General features: G+C 43.9%; 23 protein-coding genes and 1 pseudogene. 9 read left to right on the forward strand and 15 right to left on the reverse strand.

What is annotated here, in order from left to right; all coding sequences use genetic code 11:
• Nucleotides 1-57: 57 nt before the first annotated feature.
• Nucleotides 58-807 carry a YebC/PmpR family DNA-binding transcriptional regulator gene (locus ACTQ9T_RS04425; protein ID WP_010198357.1) on the reverse strand — a complete coding sequence of 250 codons (750 nt, stop codon included), beginning with the start codon at nucleotides 805-807 and terminating at the stop codon, nucleotides 58-60.
• 371 nt (nucleotides 808-1178) lie between these two features.
• On the opposite strand from ACTQ9T_RS04425, the gene ACTQ9T_RS04430 reads away from it, so the two are divergent.
• Complete coding sequence (locus ACTQ9T_RS04430; protein ID WP_010198359.1) at nucleotides 1179-2009, forward strand: ion transporter; 831 nt, start codon at nucleotides 1179-1181, stop codon at nucleotides 2007-2009.
• Nucleotides 2010-2037: 28 nt separating this feature from the next.
• Here the strand turns inward: ACTQ9T_RS04430 and ACTQ9T_RS04435 are convergent, their stop codons facing one another.
• Together ACTQ9T_RS04435 and aroQ are read right to left on the reverse strand one after the other, a co-directional pair.
• Nucleotides 2038-3339, reverse strand: coding sequence for an ABC1 kinase family protein (locus tag ACTQ9T_RS04435; protein ID WP_440464187.1), 1302 nt, complete (start codon nucleotides 3337-3339; stop codon nucleotides 2038-2040).
• 177 nt (nucleotides 3340-3516) lie between these two features.
• On the reverse strand, nucleotides 3517-4053 hold the full coding sequence (aroQ, locus tag ACTQ9T_RS04440; RefSeq protein ID WP_240215711.1) for a type II 3-dehydroquinate dehydratase: 537 nt from the start codon (nucleotides 4051-4053) through the stop codon (nucleotides 3517-3519).
• Between the two features lie 501 nt (nucleotides 4054-4554).
• On the opposite strand from aroQ, the gene ACTQ9T_RS04445 reads away from it, so the two are divergent.
• Both ACTQ9T_RS04445 and ACTQ9T_RS04450 read left to right on the forward strand, forming a co-directional pair.
• Nucleotides 4555-4770 (forward strand): cold-shock protein, encoded by a 216-nt coding sequence (locus tag ACTQ9T_RS04445; protein ID WP_010198374.1) that lies wholly within the window; start codon nucleotides 4555-4557, stop codon nucleotides 4768-4770.
• Between the two features lie 259 nt (nucleotides 4771-5029).
• Nucleotides 5030-6184, forward strand: a complete 1155-nt coding sequence (locus tag ACTQ9T_RS04450) for a DEAD/DEAH box helicase (RefSeq protein ID WP_194618637.1) — start codon at nucleotides 5030-5032, stop codon at nucleotides 6182-6184.
• Nucleotides 6185-6287: 103 nt separating this feature from the next.
• Here ACTQ9T_RS04450 and ACTQ9T_RS04455 read toward each other — a convergent pair whose 3' ends face one another.
• The 8 genes and pseudogenes from ACTQ9T_RS04455 to ilvA all read right to left on the reverse strand — a co-directional run bounded on the left by ACTQ9T_RS04455 (nucleotide 6288) and on the right by ilvA (nucleotide 13358).
• A complete protein-coding gene (locus tag ACTQ9T_RS04455; protein WP_440464188.1) occupies nucleotides 6288-7253 on the reverse strand; it encodes a sulfite exporter TauE/SafE family protein in 966 nt (321 codons plus the stop codon).
• A 103-nt stretch (nucleotides 7254-7356) separates the two neighbouring features.
• Nucleotides 7357-7653 (reverse strand): cbb3-type cytochrome oxidase assembly protein CcoS, encoded by a 297-nt coding sequence (gene ccoS / locus ACTQ9T_RS04460; RefSeq protein ID WP_440464189.1) that lies wholly within the window; start codon nucleotides 7651-7653, stop codon nucleotides 7357-7359.
• Between the two features lie 146 nt (nucleotides 7654-7799).
• Nucleotides 7800-8528, reverse strand: a complete 729-nt coding sequence (locus tag ACTQ9T_RS04465) for a YdcF family protein (protein ID WP_227676114.1) — start codon at nucleotides 8526-8528, stop codon at nucleotides 7800-7802.
• Nucleotides 8529-8562: 34 nt separating this feature from the next.
• The gene (gene murB, locus ACTQ9T_RS04470; protein WP_440464190.1) at nucleotides 8563-9711 is read right to left on the reverse strand and encodes a UDP-N-acetylmuramate dehydrogenase; all 1149 of its coding nucleotides are present in this window, start codon (nucleotides 9709-9711) and stop codon (nucleotides 8563-8565) included.
• A 93-nt stretch (nucleotides 9712-9804) separates the two neighbouring features.
• Nucleotides 9805-10302 carry a low molecular weight protein-tyrosine-phosphatase gene (locus ACTQ9T_RS04475; RefSeq protein WP_352309249.1) on the reverse strand — a complete coding sequence of 166 codons (498 nt, stop codon included), beginning with the start codon at nucleotides 10300-10302 and terminating at the stop codon, nucleotides 9805-9807.
• Nucleotides 10303-10628: 326 nt separating this feature from the next.
• Nucleotides 10629-11069, reverse strand: coding sequence for an RNA-binding S4 domain-containing protein (locus ACTQ9T_RS04480; RefSeq protein ID WP_010198411.1), 441 nt, complete (start codon nucleotides 11067-11069; stop codon nucleotides 10629-10631).
• A 185-nt stretch (nucleotides 11070-11254) separates the two neighbouring features.
• Nucleotides 11255-11407, reverse strand: a pseudogene (locus ACTQ9T_RS04485) (excalibur calcium-binding domain-containing protein); the annotation flags it as partial.
• Nucleotides 11408-11804: 397 nt separating this feature from the next.
• Nucleotides 11805-13358 (reverse strand): threonine ammonia-lyase, biosynthetic, encoded by a 1554-nt coding sequence (ilvA, locus tag ACTQ9T_RS04490; protein ID WP_440464191.1) that lies wholly within the window; start codon nucleotides 13356-13358, stop codon nucleotides 11805-11807.
• Nucleotides 13359-13543: 185 nt separating this feature from the next.
• Here ilvA and ACTQ9T_RS04495 point away from each other — a divergent pair, with 185 nt between their 5' ends.
• From ACTQ9T_RS04495 to rpiA, 5 genes are all read left to right on the forward strand, one after another.
• Nucleotides 13544-13906, forward strand: coding sequence for an ArsR/SmtB family transcription factor (locus tag ACTQ9T_RS04495; RefSeq protein WP_189581705.1), 363 nt, complete (start codon nucleotides 13544-13546; stop codon nucleotides 13904-13906).
• Between the two features lie 53 nt (nucleotides 13907-13959).
• Nucleotides 13960-14361, forward strand: a complete 402-nt coding sequence (arsC, locus tag ACTQ9T_RS04500; RefSeq protein WP_440464192.1) for an arsenate reductase (glutaredoxin) — start codon at nucleotides 13960-13962, stop codon at nucleotides 14359-14361.
• On the forward strand, nucleotides 14354-15112 hold the full coding sequence (gene arsH / locus ACTQ9T_RS04505; protein ID WP_440464193.1) for an arsenical resistance protein ArsH: 759 nt from the start codon (nucleotides 14354-14356) through the stop codon (nucleotides 15110-15112). The genes arsC and arsH overlap by 8 nt, the downstream gene beginning before the upstream one ends.
• 175 nt (nucleotides 15113-15287) lie before the next feature.
• Complete coding sequence (locus tag ACTQ9T_RS04510; RefSeq protein WP_440464194.1) at nucleotides 15288-16598, forward strand: arsenic transporter; 1311 nt, start codon at nucleotides 15288-15290, stop codon at nucleotides 16596-16598.
• 140 nt (nucleotides 16599-16738) lie between these two features.
• A complete protein-coding gene (rpiA, locus tag ACTQ9T_RS04515; RefSeq protein WP_440464195.1) occupies nucleotides 16739-17398 on the forward strand; it encodes a ribose-5-phosphate isomerase RpiA in 660 nt (219 codons plus the stop codon).
• Nucleotides 17399-17514: 116 nt separating this feature from the next.
• Here the strand turns inward: rpiA and argF are convergent, their stop codons facing one another.
• From argF to dnaB, 3 genes are all read right to left on the reverse strand, one after another.
• Nucleotides 17515-18432 carry an ornithine carbamoyltransferase gene (argF, locus tag ACTQ9T_RS04520; protein ID WP_010198425.1) on the reverse strand — a complete coding sequence of 306 codons (918 nt, stop codon included), beginning with the start codon at nucleotides 18430-18432 and terminating at the stop codon, nucleotides 17515-17517.
• Between the two features lie 214 nt (nucleotides 18433-18646).
• Nucleotides 18647-19753 (reverse strand): alanine racemase, encoded by a 1107-nt coding sequence (gene alr / locus ACTQ9T_RS04525; RefSeq protein WP_440464196.1) that lies wholly within the window; start codon nucleotides 19751-19753, stop codon nucleotides 18647-18649.
• A 150-nt stretch (nucleotides 19754-19903) separates the two neighbouring features.
• Nucleotides 19904-21307: a replicative DNA helicase gene (gene dnaB / locus ACTQ9T_RS04530; protein ID WP_010198448.1), complete on the reverse strand. Its 1404-nt coding sequence runs from the start codon at nucleotides 21305-21307 to the stop codon at nucleotides 19904-19906.
• A 334-nt stretch (nucleotides 21308-21641) separates the two neighbouring features.
• Here dnaB and pdxA point away from each other — a divergent pair, with 334 nt between their 5' ends.
• The gene (gene pdxA, locus ACTQ9T_RS04535; RefSeq protein WP_440464197.1) at nucleotides 21642-22730 is read left to right on the forward strand and encodes a 4-hydroxythreonine-4-phosphate dehydrogenase PdxA; all 1089 of its coding nucleotides are present in this window, start codon (nucleotides 21642-21644) and stop codon (nucleotides 22728-22730) included.
• A gap of 319 nt (nucleotides 22731-23049) precedes the next feature.
• On the opposite strand, the gene ACTQ9T_RS04540 is transcribed toward pdxA, so the two are convergent.
• Nucleotides 23050-23985, reverse strand: a complete 936-nt coding sequence (locus tag ACTQ9T_RS04540; RefSeq protein WP_440464198.1) for a LysR substrate-binding domain-containing protein — start codon at nucleotides 23983-23985, stop codon at nucleotides 23050-23052.
• Nucleotides 23986-24055: the final 70 nt, after the last annotated feature.

A 24055-nucleotide genomic window follows, 5' to 3' on the forward strand; every position in this document is an offset into this window, starting at 1 on the left:
GCTTTTTTTTGTCTATTTTAGGATGGGACAATGAACATAAATAGTTCAGGGATAAAATTATTGCTCAAGTTGTGCCATGACGTCAGCAGAGAAATTCACATTGCTATAAACTTCTTGTACGTCATCGATGTCTTCTAGCATATCAATCATTTTCATAACTTTTTCGGCATCATCCACATTGTCTATCTCAGCAGTGGTTGAGGGCGACATGGTCACTTCCGCATTGTCAGAGATGAGACCTGCAGCATTAAGTGCATCTTTGACTTGACCGAAAGTTTCCCATTCGGTGATGACCAGCAAGCTGTCGCCATCATTTTCGATATCAAGCGCACCAGCATCTAGGGCGACCAACATCACTTCGTCTTCTAAGCTTGTATCATTAAAAGTGATTTCACCGCGTTTAGTAAACAGATAGGCCACTGAGCCTGAGGTGCCAAGATTACCCTCATGTTTGGTAAACGCGTGGCGTACTTCGCTGACGGTACGGTTGAGGTTGTCAGTCATGGTTTCGACCAGCACCGCCACACCGCCAACGCCATAGCCTTCGTAGCTGACTTCTTCCATGTTTTCGTTATCACCGCCGCCCGTACCGCGATCGACAGCACGGTTGATCGTGTCGCGGGTCATATTGACTGATAATGCTTTTTCAATAACGGCACGCAAGCGTGGGTTTTTGTCAGGGTCGGGGTCACCTTGCTTGGCAGCAGAAACAATTTCACGAATAATCTTGGTAAATACTTTACCTTTTACCGCATCTTGACGGGCTTTACGGTGTTTAATATTTGCCCATTTTGAATGGCCTGCCATATGACATCCTTAAATTTTTACGTGGTATTTATGGTGTGAATAAAAAGAGTATGAATGATGATTTTTGACACTTAACGAGCTATTTTTATTATATGATTGACCTGTTTTTCTAAGGTGATTGGCTTACTTACAAGTTAACAATTTGTATGTCGTTCGCAGTGCTTTTTTGCTACACTATTATTCTTTGTATTATGGCTACCTATATAACTATCTATCAAACTATCTATCAAACCTGATAATAGCTATTGGTACTCATAAGCTGTCGCGTATTATAAACCACTTTTGCGCATTTTGACCAATCTTAGCTTGTTCCTGCTAGCCTAAATCGTTCGGTTTTTTAAAACCATTGATCTTGTGACTCTATTGACTCTATGAAGCAACCAAATAACGAAGCTATTACTCACTTGCGTAACCGCATTCATATCATTGTCGAAGGCACAGATACCCGTATGGGTAAGCTTTTCGATGTCGTATTATTGATAGCGATTTTGACCAGTGTTGGTGTTGTGATGCTGGATAGTGTGTTATATATGCGTTTGCAATATGGTACGCTGTTTTTTTATGCGGAATGGTTTTTTACCATTTTATTTACTATTGAGTATGCTTTGCGCTGGTTTTCAGCACCCAATCGTTTTCGTTATGCCTTTAGTTTTTTTGGGATAGTAGATTTATTATCCGTTTTACCCAGTTATTTAAGTCTATTGTTCGTGGGCGTACAGTACTTATTGGTCATACGTATTTTACGTATTTTGCGCATATTTCGCGTACTTAAGCTCAAAGCCTATATGCAACAAGCGGGCTTCTTGGCCTCGGCACTTAGAACCAGTCAGCAAAAAATCACCGTGTTTTTCTTATCACTGGTTCTATTGGTAACGATTTTTGGATCGATTATTTATGTAGTAGAAGGTCCCGAAAACGGCTTTACCAGTATTCCGCTTTCTATCTATTGGGCGGTCGTTACCATGACTACGGTCGGTTACGGTGATATGTCACCTAAAACACCGCTAGGTCAAGCGATTGCGAGCATGGTCATGATTACAGGTTATTCGATTATTGCGGTACCAACAGGTATTTTTACCTCTGAGCTGGCTCGGAATATGCGCCCACAACTCAATCCGATCACTTGTCCGAATTGCGGAAAATTTGGGCATGCAGTCAGTGCCACTTTTTGTGATCGCTGCGGCCATGCATTGCACGTGTAATGCATACTCGTCTTTCTAATCAGGTTAACTAGTTGGTTATATACTGAGCAACCAGCGGTGACAGATCGATCTCGACACCCAAATTGACCAAGTTCCAATATTGTCCTGATACGGTGCGATCCAGCATCATTGTCGTGGCTGAAGGTTGAAATTGCCCAAAGTATTTTAATGAGGTGCGCATTTGGCTGATTGCTTCGTGATGAACTTGGCTGCTGCCAAAATCAAAAGCCCCTTCTTGATAAGGTGCAATGGAGAGCGGCTTCATCCCAATAGCCAGCCACTTTTCATAGAATTCACCTGGCACATTTTTATCATCCTCACGGCGAATATCAAGAGCGATTAAGTCTTGCTCGAGTGCGGTGACATCGCCTTTGACGGCGTGTTGCGCAAAGCGGCGAAACAATTGAACCTCACTATGGCTATAGCTGCGAATGCCACCAAAGTCGTAAGCCACGACACTGCCGTCATGACGAAACGCAAAGTTACCGGGGTGGGGGTCACAGTGCATGCGATATAAGCCAAACAGTTGGCCGGCAGTGAAATGAAATAGACGTTCGGCGATTTTCTGTTTAATCTCATTATCCCACGTTGCGGCGACTGTCAACGTTTCACCCATCTCTTCCGTCAACGTTAAAATTCGCCTAGTGGAATGGCTATTAATGACTTTAGGGATAATAAGCCCTTCGTCCTCAGCATGAAAAGCACCAAAGACCTGTAGGTTGTGGGCTTCTTTGACGTAGTCCAATTCATCGTGCAAGCTTTGGCGAATCTCGTTAAAGAGTTGCTCTTGTAATTGCTTGCTCATGTTTAGAACGCCAGCGATTTTCAGTGCCATGCGGACTTGCTTGAGATCACTATCACAGTTTTCATCCACGTCGGGGTACTGTACTTTGACGACGACTTTTTGCCCAGAAGGTAAAATAGCCTTGTGCACTTGTCCAATGGAAGCGGCGGCAAATGGTGTTTCTTCAAACACGGTAAATAGCTGATCGACAGGGGCTTTGAGCTCACGTTCGATTTGTGCCCGTATTTGCGCATAAGGCATGGGCGGCGCATCTTTTTGCAACTTCTCTAAAGCGGTCGCCACTTCAGGGGGAAACACGTCTTTATATTGTGAGGCAATTTGTCCCACTTTCATCACCGCGCCTTTCATCTCACCAAGCGTTTCGGCTATTTGAATACCCACATCTTGCATCAATTCTGAGCGTGCCTGCAGACGTTTTTCTTCGTCACTTGAGAGGTGCCTTAATGAGTTTTTAGCTGCTTTTCCAGCAATACTGGCTGTCATACCAGCCAGTTTCATAAAGCGTTTTCCGGACGATTTTGCCATTCATATCACCATGCAGGGGTTTATTTATCAAACCATAATTTTATTATTTTGAGTAAGCAATTGCTGTTTGACTCGTGTGCTAAAGATAAGGTTGTCTTGCGTGAATGAGTTTTTTCTTTCTGTATGACTTGCTCAATATATTTGAGCAACTTTACTATAAATATCCACTATAAAGCATTAATCGGTCAGGTTTATCGCATACATATTAGTCAGCCAATAATCCAATGCCATCTGATAGCCCCTATGTCCTAAGCCACAAATGACGCCTGTTGCAATATCGCTTAAATAAGAATGCTGCCGAAAGGCTTCACGGGCGTGCACATTAGACAGATGCACCTCGATAAAAGATTTTTGTGTGGCCAATAAGGCATCGCGTAGGGCAACCGAGGTGTGAGTGAATGCAGCAGGATTGATAATGATGGCGTCTACTTGTGCGGCTCTATCTGCCAGCAATCCGTGATGCTGAATATCATCAACGAGCTTACCTTCGTGATTTGATTGTATGCAAATCAGCTTAACACCATAATTGGCCGCGCGGTCAATTAAGTGCTGCTCAATATCAGCCAGCGTCGTATGACCATAAATATCTGGCTCACGTTTGCCCAGTAAATTGAGATTGACCCCATTAACCAATAATAATTTATGGGTTAACACTATTTCTGTTGATTGACCAGCAGGTTCTAATGTCGCTGCTGACTGAGAAGAGGTCGTCATAATGCTCTCTATCGCTATTGGATGGTATGGATAATTGATAACTTAATAATCAGTAGTAGGATTCAAAAATCAAGAAATGACGCGCTAAAACCAATCTTATTTCATTATGATAACAGCTTGCCAGTAAGGTTATAAAAAAATTACATGAAAAATCAATCTAAGTTTTAAAAACCATACTAAAAGTCTTTATGTTGCTAAAAACCCGTGCTATGATATTTTTTAAGCAATCTATATTACGAATTTGTTACTAGTGCTCTAATATCATCAACGCGAGCTTTATATAAGCTTTCTAACGTAAGTTATAGTGAATATAAAAGCTATTTTGGTATTAGTAAAAGGTAATGGCGAAACACTGCAATCTACAGGGTTCAGCTAAGTATATATTCAGACGATAGTGTTTAACGTAGTAAGGTTTAATTCTGATTTCACAATCTTAGACCCCGTTTATATGCAATGTTGCAAAGGAATTTGGGGCTAAGCGACTTTTTTAGGAAGTAAATTATGTCAGCTCGTGAGCAAGGTATCGTAAAGTGGTTTAATGACTCAAAAGGCTTTGGTTTCATTCAACGTGATAGCGGAGAAGATATTTTTGTCCATTTTCGTGCGATCCAAGGTGATGGTTATCGCTCTCTAAAAGATGGCGAAAAAGTTGAATTCAGCGTTGTCGAAGGTGATAAAGGTCTTCAAGCTGAAGAAGTCAGAAAAACAGAAGAGTAGTCGAGATAGTCATTAGCGCAGTTTAGTTGCAATGTCTGGATAAACTACTGATATACTACTGAGTCAAGCCCGTCTTATCTTACCTATGTTGATTTTAATTCATCATTATGGGTGAGGGTAGGCATCGGGTTTGGCTTTTTTATGCTTACCAATGCATGATTTTTATCGTTATTGGTAGCGATATACAGCGAGGCTAAGGCTTAGCATAAGCTTGTCACTGATTGAAAAATACAAGCAATTCATACAAAAGGATGATTTTTTGAGTAACTTCACAACGTTTACTGATTTACCACTCTCTGCACCGACCTTACGCGCGGTAAGTGATTTAGGTTTTACTGAATTGACCCCTATTCAAGCGCAGATATTACCGCACACCTTGGCAAATCAAGATGCTATCGGACAGGCGCAAACTGGTACTGGTAAGACGGCAACGTTTTTGTTAACTATTATGGAAGCATTACTCAAGCGTCCTTTTACCAATGATGAAGAGCGCTATTTAGGTGAACCACGTGCAGTGATCATGGCACCGACCCGTGAGCTTGCACAGCAGATATTTGACGATTGTATTGCTCTGACCAAATATACTTCGCTACACAGTGTTTGTATTATGGGTGGCACAAATTATGAAACCCAGCAGCACGAGCTTGACCGTCAATATGTTGATATTTTAGTGGCGACACCTGGTCGTCTGATTGATCTGGCCAATAAAGGCATGGTCTATTTGGATCGAGTAGAAGTGCTGGTATTAGACGAAGCAGATCGCATGCTGGATATGGGTTTTATTCCAGATATCAAGCGCTTGGTCGGTCGGATGCCTTCTAACACCGATCGCCAAAGTTTATTATTCTCTGCCACTTTCAACCAAGATGTGATGAACTTGGCGTATCGTTGGTTACATGAGCCGCAATTTGTTGAAATTGAGCCTGAGCATAAAACCAGTGAATTGGTCGATCAACACTTTTATCTATTAACAGAAGATCAAAAATTAGAAGCTTTGCAGCGTATTATCAGTGATGCCGCTGTCGATAAAGTCATTGTCTTTGCCAATCGCAAAGACCAAGTGAAGCGTCTCTATCACAAGTTGCGTCAAGGACACAAAATCGTGATGTTGTCAGGCGATGTCATTCAGCAAAAACGCGAAAAATACTTGCAGCGTTTTAAAGATGGTCATGCTTCTATCTTGGTCGCCACCGATGTCGCAGGGCGTGGTATTCATGTGGATGATATTAGCCACGTGGTCAATTATACCTTACCTGATCAGCCAGATGACTACGTACACCGCATTGGTCGTACGGGCCGTGCTGGACAGACTGGTATCAGTATTAGCTTCGTTAGCGAAGATGATGCTTTTAATCTGCCTGCGTTAGAGAAGCACTTAGATACCAAGTTTACGCTTGAGCAATGGCAGGAGTAATTGACCTAACTTAGGCTTTATCTTGCTAGCTTTGTATGAATAAAAAAGCCCTTAACGTCATGATTGATGTTAAGGGCTTTTTTTAATTATGACTTTTGATTCTTTATTCAGCAGATTCTATCATCGCTTCATGATGATTTTGCATGTCTGCTTCGCTGGTCATACTGTCCATATCGTGCATGCTATGATTCATGGTGTCATCCATAGCGGGTGTCATGTCATGATTCATTTGACTCATATCATGATGGGCATTGGTATCTGCATTGGTATCTGTATCAGTCGTCGTCGCAGAATGGCTGCCATGATTCATCGATCCATCCATGGGCATGTTCATCATTTGTGAATCATTCATCTGCATATGATCGCCATGCATATTGGACATATCATGCCCACCATGCATATTTGCCATAACTAAGGGCACGACAATGACGGCCATACCTGACATTACCATCAGTGCTCCATTCATCTGGCGTAGACGAAAGCGTCCAATTTTGTCGCGTAGCCAGCCAACAGTTTCGTGTGTCGCAACCAGCATTGGTACTGTACCCAGACCAAAGACGAACATCAATGCTGCACCGCTTAATGGGTCATGGGCAACTACTGCAATCAGTAGAGCGCCGTAAACCAAACCGCAAGGCAAAAACCCCCACAACAGACCAGCGGCTAATGCTCGTGGAAAGGTGTTTAAAGGAAACACTTTTTGACGCAGTGGACTGAGATACTGCCAAAAACGCATACCATAGCGCTCAAGTTTGGTCAAAAATGGCGCGCCAAGCATGGTCACACCAACAAAAACCAGCACAAGACCTAATAAGATACGCGGCATATTATTGCCTCGCATCAATGGCTCTAGTACGGTCGTACCAATCAGACCTGCGACTAAACCCAATAGCGCGTAGCTGCTAAGACGCCCTAAATGATAAGTGGCTACAAGAGCGCGGCGTTTGGCGGGGCTAACGTCTTTCATAGACAGACCAAAAGCCGTCACCAAACCGCCGCACATACCTAAACAATGCGGTGAACCAAAAAATCCCATTAGTAATGCCGCAACGAGTAAAGCTGTGGTCATGGGGTACTTCTCCTAAAAATGGCGAAAGGTGAGCCTACTTTTATAGTTGGTCACTGAGAAAAAAATGAACAGCAAGGTGTGCAAAGGCAAAATGTTTTTAAAGCTATGTTTTGGGTGTGCTATCAATATCAGCAGGCGCAATCGCCGTGATATCAGTATGAGCTGATTGGTCATTGACAGCATCATCCACCGGGATGGTACTGTCAATTTGCGTACTTGGTGCTGATTGCTCATGAGCTTGCATGGTTTGTCGACGTTCTTGACGATCATCTAATATAATGCGTTGTGAAGCATTGTCTAAGTCTTCAAATTGGTTTGATTTGACCGCATAACGCACTGCCCAGATGGCGACCACAAACAGCATTAAACTTAGTGGAATTAATAAAAATATACTGAGCATGGCAAACCTCTTGAATAGCAGTTTCTGACATTATAATACACTTGTCATTAGTGTAATGGATGACTTGTAGAGGTAAAAGTGATGGAGCGAATCATTGGAAAATATAAGGCACGGCAATCAACCATGGCATGCACCAATTATTGACGTTATTGCACAGGCGTTTTTGCGGCATTACCTCTGGGTGTCAATAGCTGTTCGGACGTCACGTCATTCGCATGGCGACAGTCTATCTGTGGACGTATCACATCTCGCAAGTAGGCCGCGATTTCGTAAACGGCACGCCGTGAGTGACTCAGGTTTTGTGCTGGTTTCATCCAATCACGCCTGACGGGTAATGGTGCCTCGATTGGCGTGCTATTGATACCATTTAGAGCAAATTGTCTGCGGGCACGTGCCATATGGTAGCCATCAGTAATGAGATAAACATGATGTAGCGGAATGCGCTTAGCCGTAAAGCGGGCATTTTCGCACGTATTCATACTGGCGTTTTCGCTTATCAGACCATCGATGCCATGCTCGATGAGCCATTGACCGAGCCAAGGTGCTTCGGCACCACTGAGAACAATAGGCAAGGGTAAATCATGATAAGCAGTGGCAGCGGTACGAGCACGATTGAGACTGTAATTATTGAGGATAATTTGGTTATCGTGATCGTTGGTTAGACCACCACCCAAAACCACGTAAGCGGTAGGTGGAGAACTCTTTGCGACCGATGGCATGCTGGGCAATGGCAAAAGCATAAATACATAAACGACCGCTTGCGAAAATAGCGGGGTGAATAAGCTAATGAGCACTAAAATGACAGAAGTTGAGCCGAGCAAAAAGGTGACGTTAATGATGCGAAACAGCTTCACCATACGCTCGGCTGATCGCAAATAGTATCGCCACAATCGCTTAGATAATAGCCGCTTAGACCACATGCTCATCATACCCAATGGAGCCGTCTGCATTTATCCAAACAGGCTCACGCGATAACTGAATGGCAAATTTTTCATATACGGTAGCAGCGATATAGCGCTGAGCTGTCGCCACATCATCTTGGGTTGCTCGATAAGGGGTGTGATTGGTCAGCACCAGTGCTTGCTGCTGATGGGTGACAATAGGGGCGATACCGCCACCTTTTAAACCAGCCTGTTCAATCAACCAACCAGCAGCAACCTTTACCATTGCCTCGGGCATAGGGTAGCCAACGATAGCAGGATAAGTCTGTTGTAGGGCAGTAAACTGTGCTTGAGGAATAATAGGATTCTGAAAAAAACTGCCACAATTAGGCAGCTGCTTAGGATCAGGGAGTTTTTGCTGACGAATATCGATGATCGCTTGCATGACGTCGGCGGGAGTGGGTTGCTCACGATGTTGCTGTTTAGCATAGCGCTGCGCCACTGTGTGTACATCGCCATAATTAGCTAGGATTCTACTGGCATCGGTATGCAATCTAAAGCCAACGCGGCTGATCAACCATGTATTAGGCGTGCGCTTAAAAATACTATCGCGATAGCCAAACTGGCAGTCTGTTAGCGATAGACGATGCCACGTTTGAGTTGGTAAATGATAAGCACGGACGTATTGTAAACAGTCCTCTAGTTGGACACCGTAAGCGCCGATGTTTTGTACTGGTGCAGCACCCGTTAGACCAGGTATCAGTGCCAGATTTTCTAATCCATACCAGCCTTGCTCAACGGTATGAACCACTAAATCATGCCAGTTCTCACCCGCCATCACTTCAATATCGACGTAGCTATCTGTCTCTGCCACTAGGCTAATACCGCGCATCTGTGGCTGTAATACCGTCGCCGTTAACTGCGCGGGCAATAACACGTTGCTACCGCCAGATAAGACGAATAACGATGGCTTATGCCCAGAATTATTGATATAGCTTGTCATAAAACTGTCTAGCTGCGCCTCATCTGTCAAGGTCACGACAGCATCAGCGACACAGGCCAACGCCATAGTATTATCATGCGACAAATCGACCGCCTGAGCACTGAATGAGTCAATCGGTAACTCAGTTGATACAGGGTGTTGGTCGCGGGATTCAAGATGCACAGCTGAGGTCATAACATAGCCTATGGGGCAAATAAACAAAAAATGATGCGGTGTTTATTATAAAGGATACAGTCTATAAAAGTAGCATAAATATGGACGGTATCGCTAGCAAGTCTTCCAACTTTCGATCCAAGCCTGTGCGCTTGACTCAATCCGTTCAATCACTTCTTCAAAGGCATCGCTATCGCCTTTATAAGGATCTGGCACGTCATCGCCGCCATAAGTAGGGTCTTCTTCACTGAATAACGCCAACTTTGCTAAATTGTCATCTGGATCCGAGAGACTGTCTTTAATGGCTTGTAGGTCGGCTAAATTTTGCGTGTCCATTGCCAGTATTAACTCAAAATTACGAAAGTCATCAGCACTTACTTGGCGGGCAACCAGTTTGTTGATTTTGTAACCGTATGCTTTTGCATGGCGCTGTGCACGCTCATCTGGCGCATGGCCAATATGCCAGTCGCCAGTGCCTGCTGAATCTACCTTGATCGATAAGCCTGCAATCGCCGCTTGCTGACGAAAAACTTCCTCAGCAGTTGGTGACCGGCAAATATTCCCTAAACAAACCAATAATACGGACGATGGGGTACAAGTTTTCATCAGCATAATATGACCTTTTCTTACAACAAAAAAAACATGCCATAAAAAACCGGCATTGATGATGCGGTTTATGAGCATGCTATCTAGTAGATAAATAAGTAATCAGCGTAACGCTTAATACCTTGAATGGCAAGGGTAGAAGCTAAACAATAGGGTCACGCAAGTGATTATCTCTAAAAGCAGCTCAGCTTTTAGAGATAGAATGATTTATTAACGTTAGTATAGTCGGTTCAATTTGAAAGTGGTACAAGGCAACCGAGTGTAGAGGTATAGGTCACACTTCAAGCGGGGTTAACGCTGTCACACTTTTATAGTGGATTTGACTATAGCTGTTAGTCTTGTTTGTTCTTAAAGCGTTGTATATCGCGGCGCTCTTTCTTATTGGGTTTGTTATCAGGGCGGGCAAGGTTGGCAAGTTTGCGCTGCTCAGCATGATAAGCACGGCGCTCTTCGCTCTCCTCAGTCTCTGAATACAATACTTGCGCGGCAATTGCATTACCACGTTGCGCTGTTAGCGATTCGACAATGACGGTTTTTTCAGTCATGGCAGTGGCCGAGCCTTGGCGAATACTCAATTCATCTCCAACGGCAATCTCTTTGCTGGTCTTTACACGACTACCTGCATAATGTACCCGTCCGCTCTCGATGGCTTCTTTGGCAAGGGTACGGGTGCGATAAAAACGCGCTGACCATAACCATTTATCAAGACGCATACGCACAGCATCAGGTTGGCTATGGCTGGGTTGATTGTGGTTTTTATTGTGTTTACTCATCAAAACCTCATAGATATCAATAAAGTAAGATAATAATGGTGCTTTTTTTGCCAATTGAAAGAGCAGAAAGCTATTAAAATATGTAAAAGTAGATTTTCATCGCCAATAGTGCTGAGCATGGAAGCTTCGACTTAGCCATTGAAGGAACATGCATAGCAGTCTCTCAATTTATGCTGTGTATAAAATCATTTACACCATTGTTTCTCACAGGGTATGCCATCATGGTTGCCATCCATTTTTGTGTTGGGACAGTGGTTGGAGAAGTAAGTCGCTTCTGCACAGGATGTCATCTGGGAACAATGTTTTCTACCGTCACACGAAAAGCTTGCTACGGCTGTTTGTGGCGCTAATACTGGATTTACCACTGAAACTGATGATGAAGGTGCCTCTAAATCGACATAGGTTGGTGGTATATCATCGAAGTCAGTAGATGTGAAAGCACCATTAGCAGAACGGTCAGCCATAATTTCAGTGGTAGGAGTGTTCGTGGCGTCTTTAGGTTGAAGCATCCTATAACCCACAAGTGCTAAAACGAGCAATATAACGGTTATTAATATCTTCTTAATCATCGTTCAGTACCTGTTTATAATCGCTACATTACTTTATAACCGCTACATTATAATCACTACAAGTGAATGATTTCTACAAACGAACAACCTCTACGAATGCATTAATGGCCATTTTTTAATCCATTAAAAAACGGCCATGTTAGAGAATGGCTTATCGCTATTCTGTTTATTTCAAAAACAGTTGATAGCCGATATTGTCGGTAATAGTCGTACAGTCATAGCCGATATCAAGTAGGGCGTCTTGTAATAAACGTGAATTACTTTCAGAGGCTTGTAGACCAACCAACACACGGCCTTCAGCAGCACCATGATTGCGGTAATGGAACAAGGTAATATTAAAATCATCGCCCAGCTTTTCTAAGAAAGTAAGCAACGCCCCGGGACGTTCAGGAAAGGCAATCTTTAACAGCTGCTCATTTTCGACATGTGCGTGACCACCAATCAAATGACGGATATGTGATTTGGCGATATCATCATCGGTTAGGTCATGCGCGGTATAACCATCGTCTGCCAACTGATTGCTGATGGTTTTGCGCTCTTTATCCCCCTCTTTTAGGGCGATACCGACGAATATCGCCGCCGGTTCCATCGAGTCTGGGGATTTTTTGCTATCGGCACGGTAGTTAAATTCAGTGATATTACGTCCATGTAGGCTACGGCAGAAGTTTAAGAACGCCCCAGTTTGCTCAGGAATCGTTACGGCAAAAATAGCTTCTTTTTTCTCACCAATTTCAGTACGCTCAGCGATATAACGCAGGCGATCAAAATTCATATTGGCGCCGCAAATAATACCGACGCAGTTTTTACCTTGTAGATTATGAGCTTCAATGTATTTTTTCATGCCAGCAACAGACAGTGCACCGGCGGGTTCAACGATACTACGGTTTTCTTCAAAAATGTCTTTGACGGCAGCACAGACTTCATCATTACTACAAGTAACGACCTCAGGTTCGACCACAGGACCCGAGTTATCGCTTTTTTGAGTACGTACTACCTCAAAAGGCAACTCGCCAATTTGGGCAACGGCCACACCATCGACGAAGAGTCCTACTTGCTCAAGTTTCACGCGTTCATTCGCTTGGAGTGCCGCTTTTAAGCAGGCTGATTGTTCCGCTTCTACGGCGATGACTTTGACATGCGGCGCCACTTCTCCTAAGAATGCGGCGACACCTGAGATGAGACCACCACCGCCAACTGCGACGAAGACGTAATCCATATTACGCCATTGTTGGGTCAGCTCAAGTCCAATGGTGCCTTGTCCGGCGATGACCAGCTCATCATCGTAAGGTGGAATAAAGGTTAGGCCCTCACGCTCAGCACGATCAATCGCATAGCGGTTGGCTTGGTCAAAGCTATCACCATGTAAATCGACATTCCCACCAAGCGCTCTCACCGCATCCACTTTGATATCGGGTGTGGTGGTCGGCATGACAATGATGTTGTTAAGCGATAATTTGCGCGCAGAGTAGGCAACCCCTTGTGCATGATTGCCCGCTGAAGCACAAATGACGCCGCGCGCTTTTTGCTCATCGCTCAATTGGCTGATGCGGTTATAAGCACCGCGCAATTTAAAGGATTTGACCGGTTGTAAATCTTCGCGTTTAAAACGAATATCATTAGCAAAACGTTGGGTCAGCTTGGGTGCCGCTTCTAGTGGCGTTTGAATAGCAACGTCATAAACGGTGGCTTGCAAGATGGCTCGTACCCAGTGTGACAGCATAATGATTCCTAAAAAAGTGAATATAAAAACGAAATAGATTAGCCTATGCTGATTTTAACTATCTTGCAAGACACAATTGCAGTTTTTGCATGATTTAAAAATTTGATGAAAGATGAGGTTGGTTGTCTATAAATATTTTATTAAAAAACATTGAATTATTTCCATATGTCTATATTATTGGACATATGGAAATAACCAATGCTATCGCAAGCTTTGCTGCGCTCTCTCAAGATACTCGTCTTAAGGCTTTTAGGTTGCTTGTTAGTCAAGAGCCTGAAGGTCTGCCTGCGGGTGAAATAGCCCGTCAATTGTCAGTGCCACATAACACCATGTCAGCGCATCTATCGGTGCTGGCACGAGCGGGGTGGGTGGTCTCTCAACGGCACAGCCGGCAGATAATCTATCGTGCCTCATTGTCGCATATGGAAGCTGTTGTGCAGTTTTTATTACAAGATTGTTGTGCAGGACATCCAGAATTATGCGCATCACTTATGAGCAGTTTAAACGGATGTGAAAGTGATATATCTGACAATAAAGATAGGCCCTAATACCAAGCCAAACCCATTTAATAAATTACATTGATAAAATAGGTGAAATTGCTATGACATCCTTAATTTTTCACAATCCAAAATGCGGTACTTCTCGTAATACGTTAGCCATCATGAAGGCATCTGGTGAGCATCCAGAAGTCGTGGAATACCTAAAAACCCCACCAGCCCGTGAATACTTAGTAGAGCTGTTGGCAAAGATGAACATCTCCCCAAGAGAGTTATTACGAAGTAAGGAAGCCATTAGTGATGAATTGGGATTAGATAATCCTGAGCTATCTGATGATCAGATTATCGATGCCATGATTACGCATCCTATTTTAATCAACCGTCCTATTGTGCTCACCAATAAGGGCGCAGCGCTATGCCGACCATCCGAGCGGGTATTTGAATTATTAGAGAATCCAGTCAGTAGCTTTACTAAAGAAGATGGAGAGGTTCTACATCATGGTTAAGGTTAATACAGGGCAACCTGACGTAGATGACTTGTCTAATCTAAGTGACTTGCCCAATATTGATTCACTCAATATACAACCTATTGATATTGAGTCATTAGTTAGTACAAACGACCCACGACACCCACCCAAGATATTGGTGCTATATGGTTCGTTACGTGAGCGCTCTTTCTCTAGACTGGCGGCCGAAGAGGCTAGCCGTCTACTGCGTTGGTATGGCTGCGAGGTGCGGATTTTTAATCCATCGGGTTTGCCGTTGCCTGACGATGCTGATAGCGACCATCCAAAGGTACAAGAGTTACGCGAGCTGGCGCAGTGGTCAGAAGGCATGCTGTGGGTCAGTCCAGAGCGTCATGGCAGCATTACTAGTATTATGAAAGCACAAATCGATTGGATTCCATTGTCACTGGGTGGCGTACGTCCGACCCAAGGTAAGACCTTAGCCGTGATGCAAGTCAGCGGTGGCAGCCAAAGCTTTAATACAGTCAATCAATTGCGTATTCTTGGGCGTTGGATGCGGATGATTACTATCCCGAATCAATCATCTATTCCTAAAGCCTTTTTAGAATTTAACGACGATAATCGTATGGATAAGTCGTCCTTATACCTGCGTCTTGTGGATGTCTGCGAAGAGTTGGTGAAGTTCACTTGGCTCACTCGTGGGCGTTCAGCCTATCTGACTGATCGCTATTCAGAACGGGTTGAAAACGCTGAAGCAGTGTCGCAACGTGTCAATCAAAAATCGATCTAATCTCTTATATAGTCAAAACACCCTAAAAACGCTACGGCACTGCTGATATTAATTTTTTGTAGCCTCTGTCTGCTCAGGCACAGCAAGCAAGAAAAATTGATATCAGCAGTGCATGATGTATCGATATTGCTTTTCACTGACTATATAATAAATACGCTGTAAATAAGGTTGCTCCATGCTCGCACTCATTATTTTTATCGTGACTTTGGTTTTGGTGATATGGCAGCCTAAAGGATTGGGCATTGGTTGGAGCGCAATGGGCGGTGCCTTGATCGCCTTGACTTTCGGCGTGGTGCAGTTATCCGATGTCGGTGTGGTATGGGACATCGTTTGGGATGCGACCTTTACTTTTGTGGCGCTTATTATTATCTCGCTTATCTTAGATAAAGCAGGATTTTTTGGTTGGGCGGCTCTACATGTGGCCAGACTTGGTAAGGGGCAAGGGCGGTTGTTGTTTCCCATGATTGTGATATTGGGCGCGTTTATTTCAGCCTTCTTTGCCAATGATGGTGCAGCACTACTCCTGACACCGATTGTCATTGCTATCTTGCTACGGCTTAAGTTCTCACCGCCATCCGCTTTGGCTTTTATCATCGCGACCGGCTTCATTGCTGATACCGCCAGCCTGCCTTTAATTACGTCTAATTTGGTCAATATCGTCAGCGCCAATTATTTTGATATTGGCTTTGGACGTTATGCGGCGGTCATGGTGCCGGTAAACATCGTCTCTGTCATCGCGACATTAGCAGTGCTATGGGTGGTATATGCTCGTCAAATCCCAAAACACTATGCCATTGCCAATCTTAGCGCGCCAATGTCTGCTATCGAAGATCCGTTAGTTTTTAGAGCGGCTTTTCCGCTATTGGCATTTTTACTGGTTGCTTATTTTGCAACGGAGTCCTTGGGATTGCCTATTTCACTCGTCACCGGAGTCGCCGCGCTACTACTGATGGCAATCGCAGGTCGCTGGTGGCAAGGTGGTCGAGGTGCTGTCATTTCTGTGTCTGACATTGTACGTAAAGCGCCTTGGCAGATCGTGTTGTTTTCAATCGGTATGTATTTGGTGGTTTATGGTTTGGGTAATGCAGGGTTAACCGCTTATGGTGCTCACGTTTTAACTTGGTTAGGGCAGCAAGGCAATCTCATAGCAACATTAGGGACTGGGTTTCTTTCCGCCATTGTGGCTTCAGTCATGAACAATATGCCATCTACTCTCGTAGGCGCATTAGCGATTGATAGCGCGCAAGTACCTGCCTCTACTCGTGAGTTGATGATTTATGCCAATGTGATTGGCAATGACTTGGGTCCAAAATTTACGCCTATTGGAAGTCTGGCAACCTTATTGTGGCTGCATGTATTGGCAGAGAAAGACTATAAAATCAGCTGGGGGCAGTATATGAAGATCGGGCTAATTATTACACCGCCAGTATTATTAGCCACGCTGCTAGCCTTGGTATTTTGGTTGCCACATTTATCTCGATTGTAAAAGATTGACGTGATATCTTGCTATCAGAACCGGCTATACGCTGACATCCATTAAAGTCATCGGTTATAATAGCCGCGCATTTTACCTCTTTTGCCATTTACTTTTTTGAAACGATACGTTTATTTTACCAAGGATTTATGATGAGTGATCAGCAAGCACAGAAGCAAGCCGCCGCCAAAGCAGCGCTAAGCTATATCGAAGACGGTATGATACTTGGGGTAGGCACAGGCAGTACGGTCAACTGTTTGATTGAGCTCTTGCCGCAGTTAAAGCTTGCTGGCGCGGTTGCCAGCTCACAAGTGACTGAAGATAAGCTTCGTGCGCTTGGCATTGAAATAGTCGATTTGAACTTTGCTGGTACGCTAGATGTTTATATTGATGGTGCTGATGAAGTCAATGAACACTTGCAATTGATCAAAGGTGGCGGCGGGGCACTCACGCGTGAAAAAATCGTCGCGGCGGCATCTAATAAATTTATATGTATGGTCGATGAGAGTAAGAGTGTCGAAATACTAGGCCGCGCGTTCCCAGTACCGATCGAAGTATTACCACAAGCACGCTCGTATGTGGCGCGGCAGCTAGCTCGTCTGGGCGGCGATCCTGTTTACCGTGATGATTTTGTCACCGATTATGGCAATGTCATTTTAGATACGTATGACTTAGATGTGAGCAATCCAATAGTGCTTGAGAAAGAGTTGAATAATATCGTTGGTGTGGTCTGTAATGGTATCTTTGCCGCCAACCAAGCGGATATTTTACTAAAAGCGGGTAGTGATGGGGTAATCACACTTACTCGTTAAAATTTCTTGATCATAATGTACCGAATTGATAGCAAAAAACAAAAAGGCAAATCACTGTAGATGTGATTTGCCTTTTTGTTTTTTGCTCGTTGATAAATAGCTTATCGCTATATTTCTTAGATTTTGATCTTATCTTTTAGCAAAAATTCCATCAATGCTTTTTGGGCATGTAAGCGGTTTTCGGCTTCGTCCCAAACGACAGAGCGGGGATCATTTAGCATATCATGGGAAATTTCTTCGCCACGATGGGCTGGCAAGCAGTGCATAAACACCACTTCAGGATCAGCTTTGTCCAATAGAGAAGGTGTTACTTGATAAGGCGCGAAACGACGCGCGCGCGTGTTTTGCTCTGACTCTTGCCCCATACTTGCCCACACGTCGGTGACGATTAAATTGGCGTCTTTTGCCGCATCTTGCACGTTTTCTACTAGACTGACGCAATGTGAGAAGCGCTCCATGAGCTTTGGATCAGGCTCAAATCCATAAGGCGCAGCCACACGTAATTCAAAGCCAAACTGATTGGCAGCTTGCATAAATGATGAGCACATATTGTTGCCATCACCGACCCATGTCACGATTTTGTTTTCAATGCTACCGCGATGTTCATAATAGGTCTGCATATCAGCAAGCAATTGACAAGGATGATAATCATCGGTCAACGCATTGATAATAGGTACACTTGAGTATTCAGCAAAAGTCTCAACTTTTTCGTGCCCAAAGGTACGAATCATGATGATATCAACCATGCTAGAGATCACGCGGGCTGAGTCTTCTAATGGCTCACCGCGACCGAGCTGCGTGTCGTTCGGTGATAAAAATATAGCATTGCCACCAAATTGACCCATGCCTGTCTCAAACGAGATACGGGTACGAGTCGATGACTTTTCAAATATCATGCCAAGCGTACGACCCACAAAAGGCTGATAGATCTCGCCTGCGTGTTGCATCTTACGCAGCTCGCTTGCACGTTTGATTAGGTTTTCTAGTTCTTGTTTGGTTAAATCAGATAAGGTCAAAAAATGGCGCAAACTCATAGTAATCCTAGCAGTCGATCGCAGTCAGTGAAACGTCATCAGTGTTCAATAGCATCGCGTCAATGTGTGTTCAGTGCGTATGCGGGGTTGACAACAAACTTTTAGTATAGCGTATTTACTTTCAATGTAAACGGGCAATTTTATCAAGAGTAAATGGCTCACTAAATACGTCAAACAGAGTAGTCAGCTATCAAATCCTGATAGGTTTCGATGACTACGCCAGTACACGGTTTGGACGTATGCTTAGGCGGCACAGTAGCTCGTAGCTAATCGTACCCGCATGCCCTGCGATTTCATCGACGCGCGGCGCATCGCCCCAAAGAACCACTTTGCTATCTATGGCTAGACTCTCGGGTGCGCTACTGATATCAACGACTATCATATCCATTGCCACACGCCCAATCACAGGACAGCGGTAGCTTTGATTGCTGCTAGCATCAATGACCGTGACATAAGCGTCGTCACTGATCACACGCGGATAGCCGTCTCCATAACCAACGCTAACCAATGCAGTTCTGGTATCTTGCTGAGCTTGCCAGCGACTACCGTAGCCGATAGCATCATTGGCACTGACATTCTGTAGCGCAATGATTTGAGCACTAAAATCCATCGCTGCTTGCAAGTTTAATTCCTGTGCGCTTTGGTCAGTAACAGGTGAGCTACCATATAAGATGATGCCTGGACGTACCCAATCATAATGGTGCTCTGGAAAATTAACGATACCAGCAGAATTGCATAATGAGCCTTTGATATCTGGGCTAATAGTACTTTGTAAAGTCGATAATACGTCTGAGAAACGCTGAATTTGCATCGCATTTAACTGGTGGTCGTGGTCATCAGCATTGGCAAAATGCGTGGTTAATATCAGCTGATATCCCGCTTCATGCAGACGCTTAGCCGCCAACAGCACGCCCTCGGCATTAAAGCCCAAGCGGTTCATACCCGTATTGTATTTAAGCCAAACCACTCTAGTCGCACTATTGGCTGGAGGAATGTTTTGTAGTGCCCATTCCAATTGTGGCCCGTGGTGAATCACGCAGCTGATATCTTGCTCAATGGCCTGCTGCCACTCATCGGCGGTAAACGCACCTTCTACCAATCCTATGGTTTTATTCCACCCCAATTTTCTGGCTTCTAGCGCTTCAGTTAAGGTGGCGACACCAATGCCATCTGCTTGCTGTAATGCTGGCAGGACTGCTGCAACGCCGTGTCCGTAAGCGTTAGATTTGACCATCGCCAACACTTTAGACTGGGGAGCACGTTGTTTTACTTGATTGAGGTTATGGGTAATGGCTTTTGGTTTTATAGTAATGGTGCGCATAATCGCCTTCTTTATGAGTAGAATTATGAAGTTATAAAGCCAGTACGGCATCAATTGGCTAATGCAGCACTGGCTATTTTCTAAAAAATTATTTATTAATTGATGATCAAACCTCTACGTCTTTATCAAACTTAAACTTTATAAGATTGGTTATTCATCATTTTCAAAGCTGGCGTTTTGATAGTACTCGGGCGTTAAGTTGATAAAGCGGGTAAATTGACCTTCAAAGCCTAACCGTAGCGTACCAATAGGGCCGTTACGTTGTTTACCGATGATAATTTCAGCCACACCTTTGTGGTCTGAGTTTTCATTATAGACCTCATCACGATAGATAAACATAATCAAATCGGCATCCTGCTCAATCGCACCCGATTCACGCAAATCCGACATGATAGGACGCTTGTTAGGGCGGTTCTCTAGACTGCGGTTAAGCTGCGATAACGCAATGACGGGACATTCAAGCTCACGTGCCAGTGCTTTTAGACTACGAGAAATCTCAGAAATCTCGCCCACACGGTTGCCATCGAGATTGGGTACTTTCATCAACTGCAGGTAATCGACCACGATAGCACCAAGCTTGCCATCATGGTTTTTGGCGATACGGCGACAGCGTGAGCGCATCTCAGATGGTGGCAGGGCAGTACTGTCATCGATATACAAGTGTTTTGATTGGAGGTGTTGAATGGCATTCATCATTTTTGCCCATTCATCTTCATTCATTTGTCCTGAACGCAAGTGCGTCTGATTGATTGCGCCCCACGATGACAGCAAGCGCATGACAATAGACTCTGCGGGCATCTCCATCGAAAACACCACAACCGGTAAATCTTCGTTAAATAAAATCCCTTCTGCCAAGTTCATGGCAAAGGTGGTTTTACCCATAGAAGGACGGGCAGCGACAATGATCAAATCGCCTGCTTGCAGCCCCTGCGTTTTATTGTTCAATTCAGCGAATGGCGTCTGCAACCCAATCATGCCGTCGGGATTGGATTTAAGCTCTTGAATTTTATCGATGACATTGGTCAGCACAGAGGTGATGCCTACAGGGCCACGTTGTTCGGCACGTTTATTGTGCTGCTCATTGATACTAAATATTTTGCCCTCGACACTGTCCAAAATATCACTAACACTTTGGCTTTTAGGATTATAGGCAAGCGCTAGCATCTCATTGCCAGTAGTGATCAGTTGGCGTAGAGTAGATAGCTCACGTACACGCTGAGCGTAAGCGGTGAGGTTAAATAAAGTGGCGGGACTTTGGCTCAAAATATCTGCTAAGTAACTGTCACCACCTGCACCTTTGAGTAATTTCTGCGCTTCTAGCCAGTCGTGTACCATGACCGTATCATAAGGTTCATTGACGGCTGCCAAATGGGCAATGGCATCAAAAATATATTGATGTCGTCCAGCGTAGAAGTCATCTTTTGTGACGATATCGGCAATCTTGTCGTACGCCTCTTCGATACTCATCAAAGACGCAAGCAAAGCCTTTTCAATATCGATATTGTGCGGCGGAGTTTGATTGAGTAAGTCGTCGGTTTTTTCAGTATCTGCCATGAGTGCCTAATGAGTTAAAAATCGGTATAAGAATGTGAGTTGGTCATGTAGCAAAACAAGTCAGGCATACTCTATGGTAAAAATCCCAGAATATAAGAAGTTCTAAAACGCAAAAAGTAATAAAAGGCGGTCTTGCGCTTGCTTGTAAATGCTACAATCAGAGGCGAAAGTTTAACACATTATGTGCTTTTTTTAGACGAGATAAATAACTAAATCCGTAGTTATAGAAATCCCTAGACTGTGAAATAGAATATAACGCCCAGATATAGAATATGATAATTTTAATTATAAATACAATAAAATCAATTACTTAATTTAAAATAAGGTCATTGTTATGACGAATAAAAGACTGCCGCTGCTTATTACCACAGGTGAGCCTGCTGGCATTGGTATGGACGTCGTACTGCTATTAGCGGCTGAAGGCAAGTTGCAAGATTTTGAACGTCCCATTTGGGTTACGGCAGATAGCACCGCTATGCAAAAGCGTGCAGATACACTTGTAATGGCAGGCGTACTCGAAAGCTGTCCAGCTTGGCAAACGATGGATGCAAATATAGAAGCTGATGATTTTTTAAGTCAATTATCACAGCAAACTGTGAACAGCGATAGTGCTTTTATTCTGCTGAATACGCCTTGTGCTGCGCCAGTCGTTTGCGGAAAAATTAATATCAGTAATTCAGCGATGGTCGCCAAGCAATTAGCAGTTGCCCATCAGTTGGCAACCAACAAAACAGTTGCTGCTATCGTCACAGGACCATTGCAAAAATCTGCCTTGATAGATGCTGGTATAAAATTGCTCGATGGCACGATGTTTAGCGGTCATACTGAGTTTTTTATGCAGCAAAGTGGCTGTGAGAAAGTCGTCATGATGCTTGCTAATCAAGCCATGAAAGTGGCGCTCGTCACCACGCATCTGGCACTAAAAGACATTCCTGCCGCCATCACTGCTGACAATGTCCGCCAAACAGTACAAATCGTCATCGATGATATGCGAGAGAAGTTTGGCTTAATGCAGCCACGCATTTTGGTTTGTGGTCTTAATCCTCATGCAGGCGAGGGTGGGCATTTGGGCATCGAGGAAATTGAGATTATCAATCCGGTATTACAAGCGTTTATTGATGCAGGCGTCAATATATCAACGGCGATGCCAGCAGATACTTTGTTTACGCCTAGACATTTAGCAAACTGTGATGCAGTGATTGCTATGTATCATGACCAAGGGTTGCCGGTGCTAAAATCGCATGGCTTTGGTGATACGGTCAACCTAACTTTGGGATTGCCTTATATTCGTACCTCGGTCGATCATGGTACGGCGCTTGATTTAGCGGGACGTGGTGGTGCAAGTGCTACCAGCTTATACCAAGCATTATTGATGGCAAATGAGATGGCCGATAAATCGCTTATTAATAGACCTCTTGTATAAAACTGGTGCCTGAGCGAGAGTTGTCACGCAGTATTGGCTCACTTTAGTGTCAGCAATGTCTACTTATACATCATCAAACATGCCCTAATATAGGTGGTTCCATTCTAGTGGTCTGTTAATAGGTTTGGAGGTCTGTTTGACTGGTTCCCTTGGGGTATACCCAAAACAGAGCCTAGTCTGCTACTTAAAAAACATCCTAATTCTCTCAACAATGAATAACCTAAGTTAGGAACGCTCCTGAATGGGTACAATTACATATTCCTATTGCACCTTTTTCTCATAAGGTGCATGGATACTTATTGCTTTAAATTCTTGTTTTTTAATTGAGTTGCCAATAAAGAGGGTGACCATAAACTTTGGCAAAATAATCAATTAATGTTCTAACATTTAGAGAGACATGACGAGTATGAGGGTAAATAGCTGCGACATGTTGAGGTGTGGTTTTAATGGCTGCATTATAATCAGGCAGTAGCTTTATGAGCTCACCACTCTTTAAATGCTCACCGATGAGCCAATCTGGAAAAAGCACAATCCCCATACCTTTGAGTGCAGATACCAATAAAGATTCTGCATTATTGGACATCAATAAAGCGGGTGCTAAAAATGGCGTCCAATCCTCACTTTCTGTTCTAAAAAGCCAACGATTGGGTCCTGTTGAGCCTTTATACAGTAGACATTTATGATGTGTCAGATCTGCTGGCACTTGCAATTTACCATGCGTGCTCATGTACGATGGAGAGGCGGCAAGATGATAGGTTTGCTCGCCAAAAATACGCGCATGAAAGGCGGAGTCATGTAACGTGCCAATTCTAAAAATAACGTCTGTTGCATAGTGATGCGGATCAATAAAGTCATCCGTTAAACTCAAATCTATCTGTAATTTAGGATACTGAGCACTAAGCTGTGGCAGCCAAGGTGCGATATGTCGTTGTCCAAAAAATACGGGAGCGTTGATTCTAATTAAACCACCCGGTTCTAATGTCCTGTCTTGAAGCTCCTGCTGTGCTGCACTCATGCTCTCGGTCATGGATTTTGCATAGCGCATAAATACGCGACCTGCCTCAGTCGGAATGACGGCGCGTGTATTACGGTAAAAAAGCTGCTGTCCCAGAGAGTCCTCTAACTGCTTGATAATACGTGACACTTTAGAAGCCGAGACGCCTTCTTTTCGAGCCACTACAGAAAAACTCTGAGCGTCAAAAACCTCTATAAAAAATAATAGTGTTTGTATGTTGATGGTATCTACCGGATTCATTTGTGCAACTTATGCAAAGGTCATTTTCGTATTATAGCGTTTTTTAATGGGTATACATTGCTGTAAGCTG

This window comes from Psychrobacter sp. ASPA161_6 (assembly GCF_051970285.1).
Taxonomy (GTDB): domain Bacteria; phylum Pseudomonadota; class Gammaproteobacteria; order Pseudomonadales; family Moraxellaceae; genus Psychrobacter; species Psychrobacter glaciei.

Coding starts and splice junctions, on each gene's coding strand:
- ACTQ9T_RS04425 (WP_010198357.1), bottom strand. CDS start 807: ATGGCAGGCCATTCAAAATGGGCAAATATTAAACACCGTAAAGCCCGT.
- ACTQ9T_RS04430 (WP_010198359.1), top strand. CDS start 1,179: ATGAAGCAACCAAATAACGAAGCTATTACTCACTTGCGTAACCGCATT.
- ACTQ9T_RS04435 (WP_440464187.1), bottom strand. CDS start 3,339: ATGGCAAAATCGTCCGGAAAACGCTTTATGAAACTGGCTGGTATGACA.
- aroQ (WP_240215711.1), bottom strand. CDS start 4,053: ATGACGACCTCTTCTCAGTCAGCAGCGACATTAGAACCTGCTGGTCAA.
- ACTQ9T_RS04445 (WP_010198374.1), top strand. CDS start 4,555: ATGTCAGCTCGTGAGCAAGGTATCGTAAAGTGGTTTAATGACTCAAAA.
- ACTQ9T_RS04455 (WP_440464188.1), bottom strand. CDS start 7,253: ATGACCACAGCTTTACTCGTTGCGGCATTACTAATGGGATTTTTTGGT.
- ccoS (WP_440464189.1), bottom strand. CDS start 7,653: ATGCTCAGTATATTTTTATTAATTCCACTAAGTTTAATGCTGTTTGTG.
- murB (WP_440464190.1), bottom strand. CDS start 9,711: ATGACCTCAGCTGTGCATCTTGAATCCCGCGACCAACACCCTGTATCA.
- ACTQ9T_RS04475 (WP_352309249.1), bottom strand. CDS start 10,302: ATGCTGATGAAAACTTGTACCCCATCGTCCGTATTATTGGTTTGTTTA.
- ACTQ9T_RS04480 (WP_010198411.1), bottom strand. CDS start 11,069: ATGAGTAAACACAATAAAAACCACAATCAACCCAGCCATAGCCAACCT.
- ilvA (WP_440464191.1), bottom strand. CDS start 13,358: ATGCTGTCACACTGGGTACGAGCCATCTTGCAAGCCACCGTTTATGAC.
- ACTQ9T_RS04495 (WP_189581705.1), top strand. CDS start 13,544: ATGGAAATAACCAATGCTATCGCAAGCTTTGCTGCGCTCTCTCAAGAT.
- arsC (WP_440464192.1), top strand. CDS start 13,960: ATGACATCCTTAATTTTTCACAATCCAAAATGCGGTACTTCTCGTAAT.
- arsH (WP_440464193.1), top strand. CDS start 14,354: ATGGTTAAGGTTAATACAGGGCAACCTGACGTAGATGACTTGTCTAAT.
- ACTQ9T_RS04510 (WP_440464194.1), top strand. CDS start 15,288: ATGCTCGCACTCATTATTTTTATCGTGACTTTGGTTTTGGTGATATGG.
- rpiA (WP_440464195.1), top strand. CDS start 16,739: ATGAGTGATCAGCAAGCACAGAAGCAAGCCGCCGCCAAAGCAGCGCTA.
- argF (WP_010198425.1), bottom strand. CDS start 18,432: ATGAGTTTGCGCCATTTTTTGACCTTATCTGATTTAACCAAACAAGAA.
- alr (WP_440464196.1), bottom strand. CDS start 19,753: ATGCGCACCATTACTATAAAACCAAAAGCCATTACCCATAACCTCAAT.
- dnaB (WP_010198448.1), bottom strand. CDS start 21,307: ATGGCAGATACTGAAAAAACCGACGACTTACTCAATCAAACTCCGCCG.
- pdxA (WP_440464197.1), top strand. CDS start 21,642: ATGACGAATAAAAGACTGCCGCTGCTTATTACCACAGGTGAGCCTGCT.
- ACTQ9T_RS04540 (WP_440464198.1), bottom strand. CDS start 23,985: ATGAATCCGGTAGATACCATCAACATACAAACACTATTATTTTTTATA.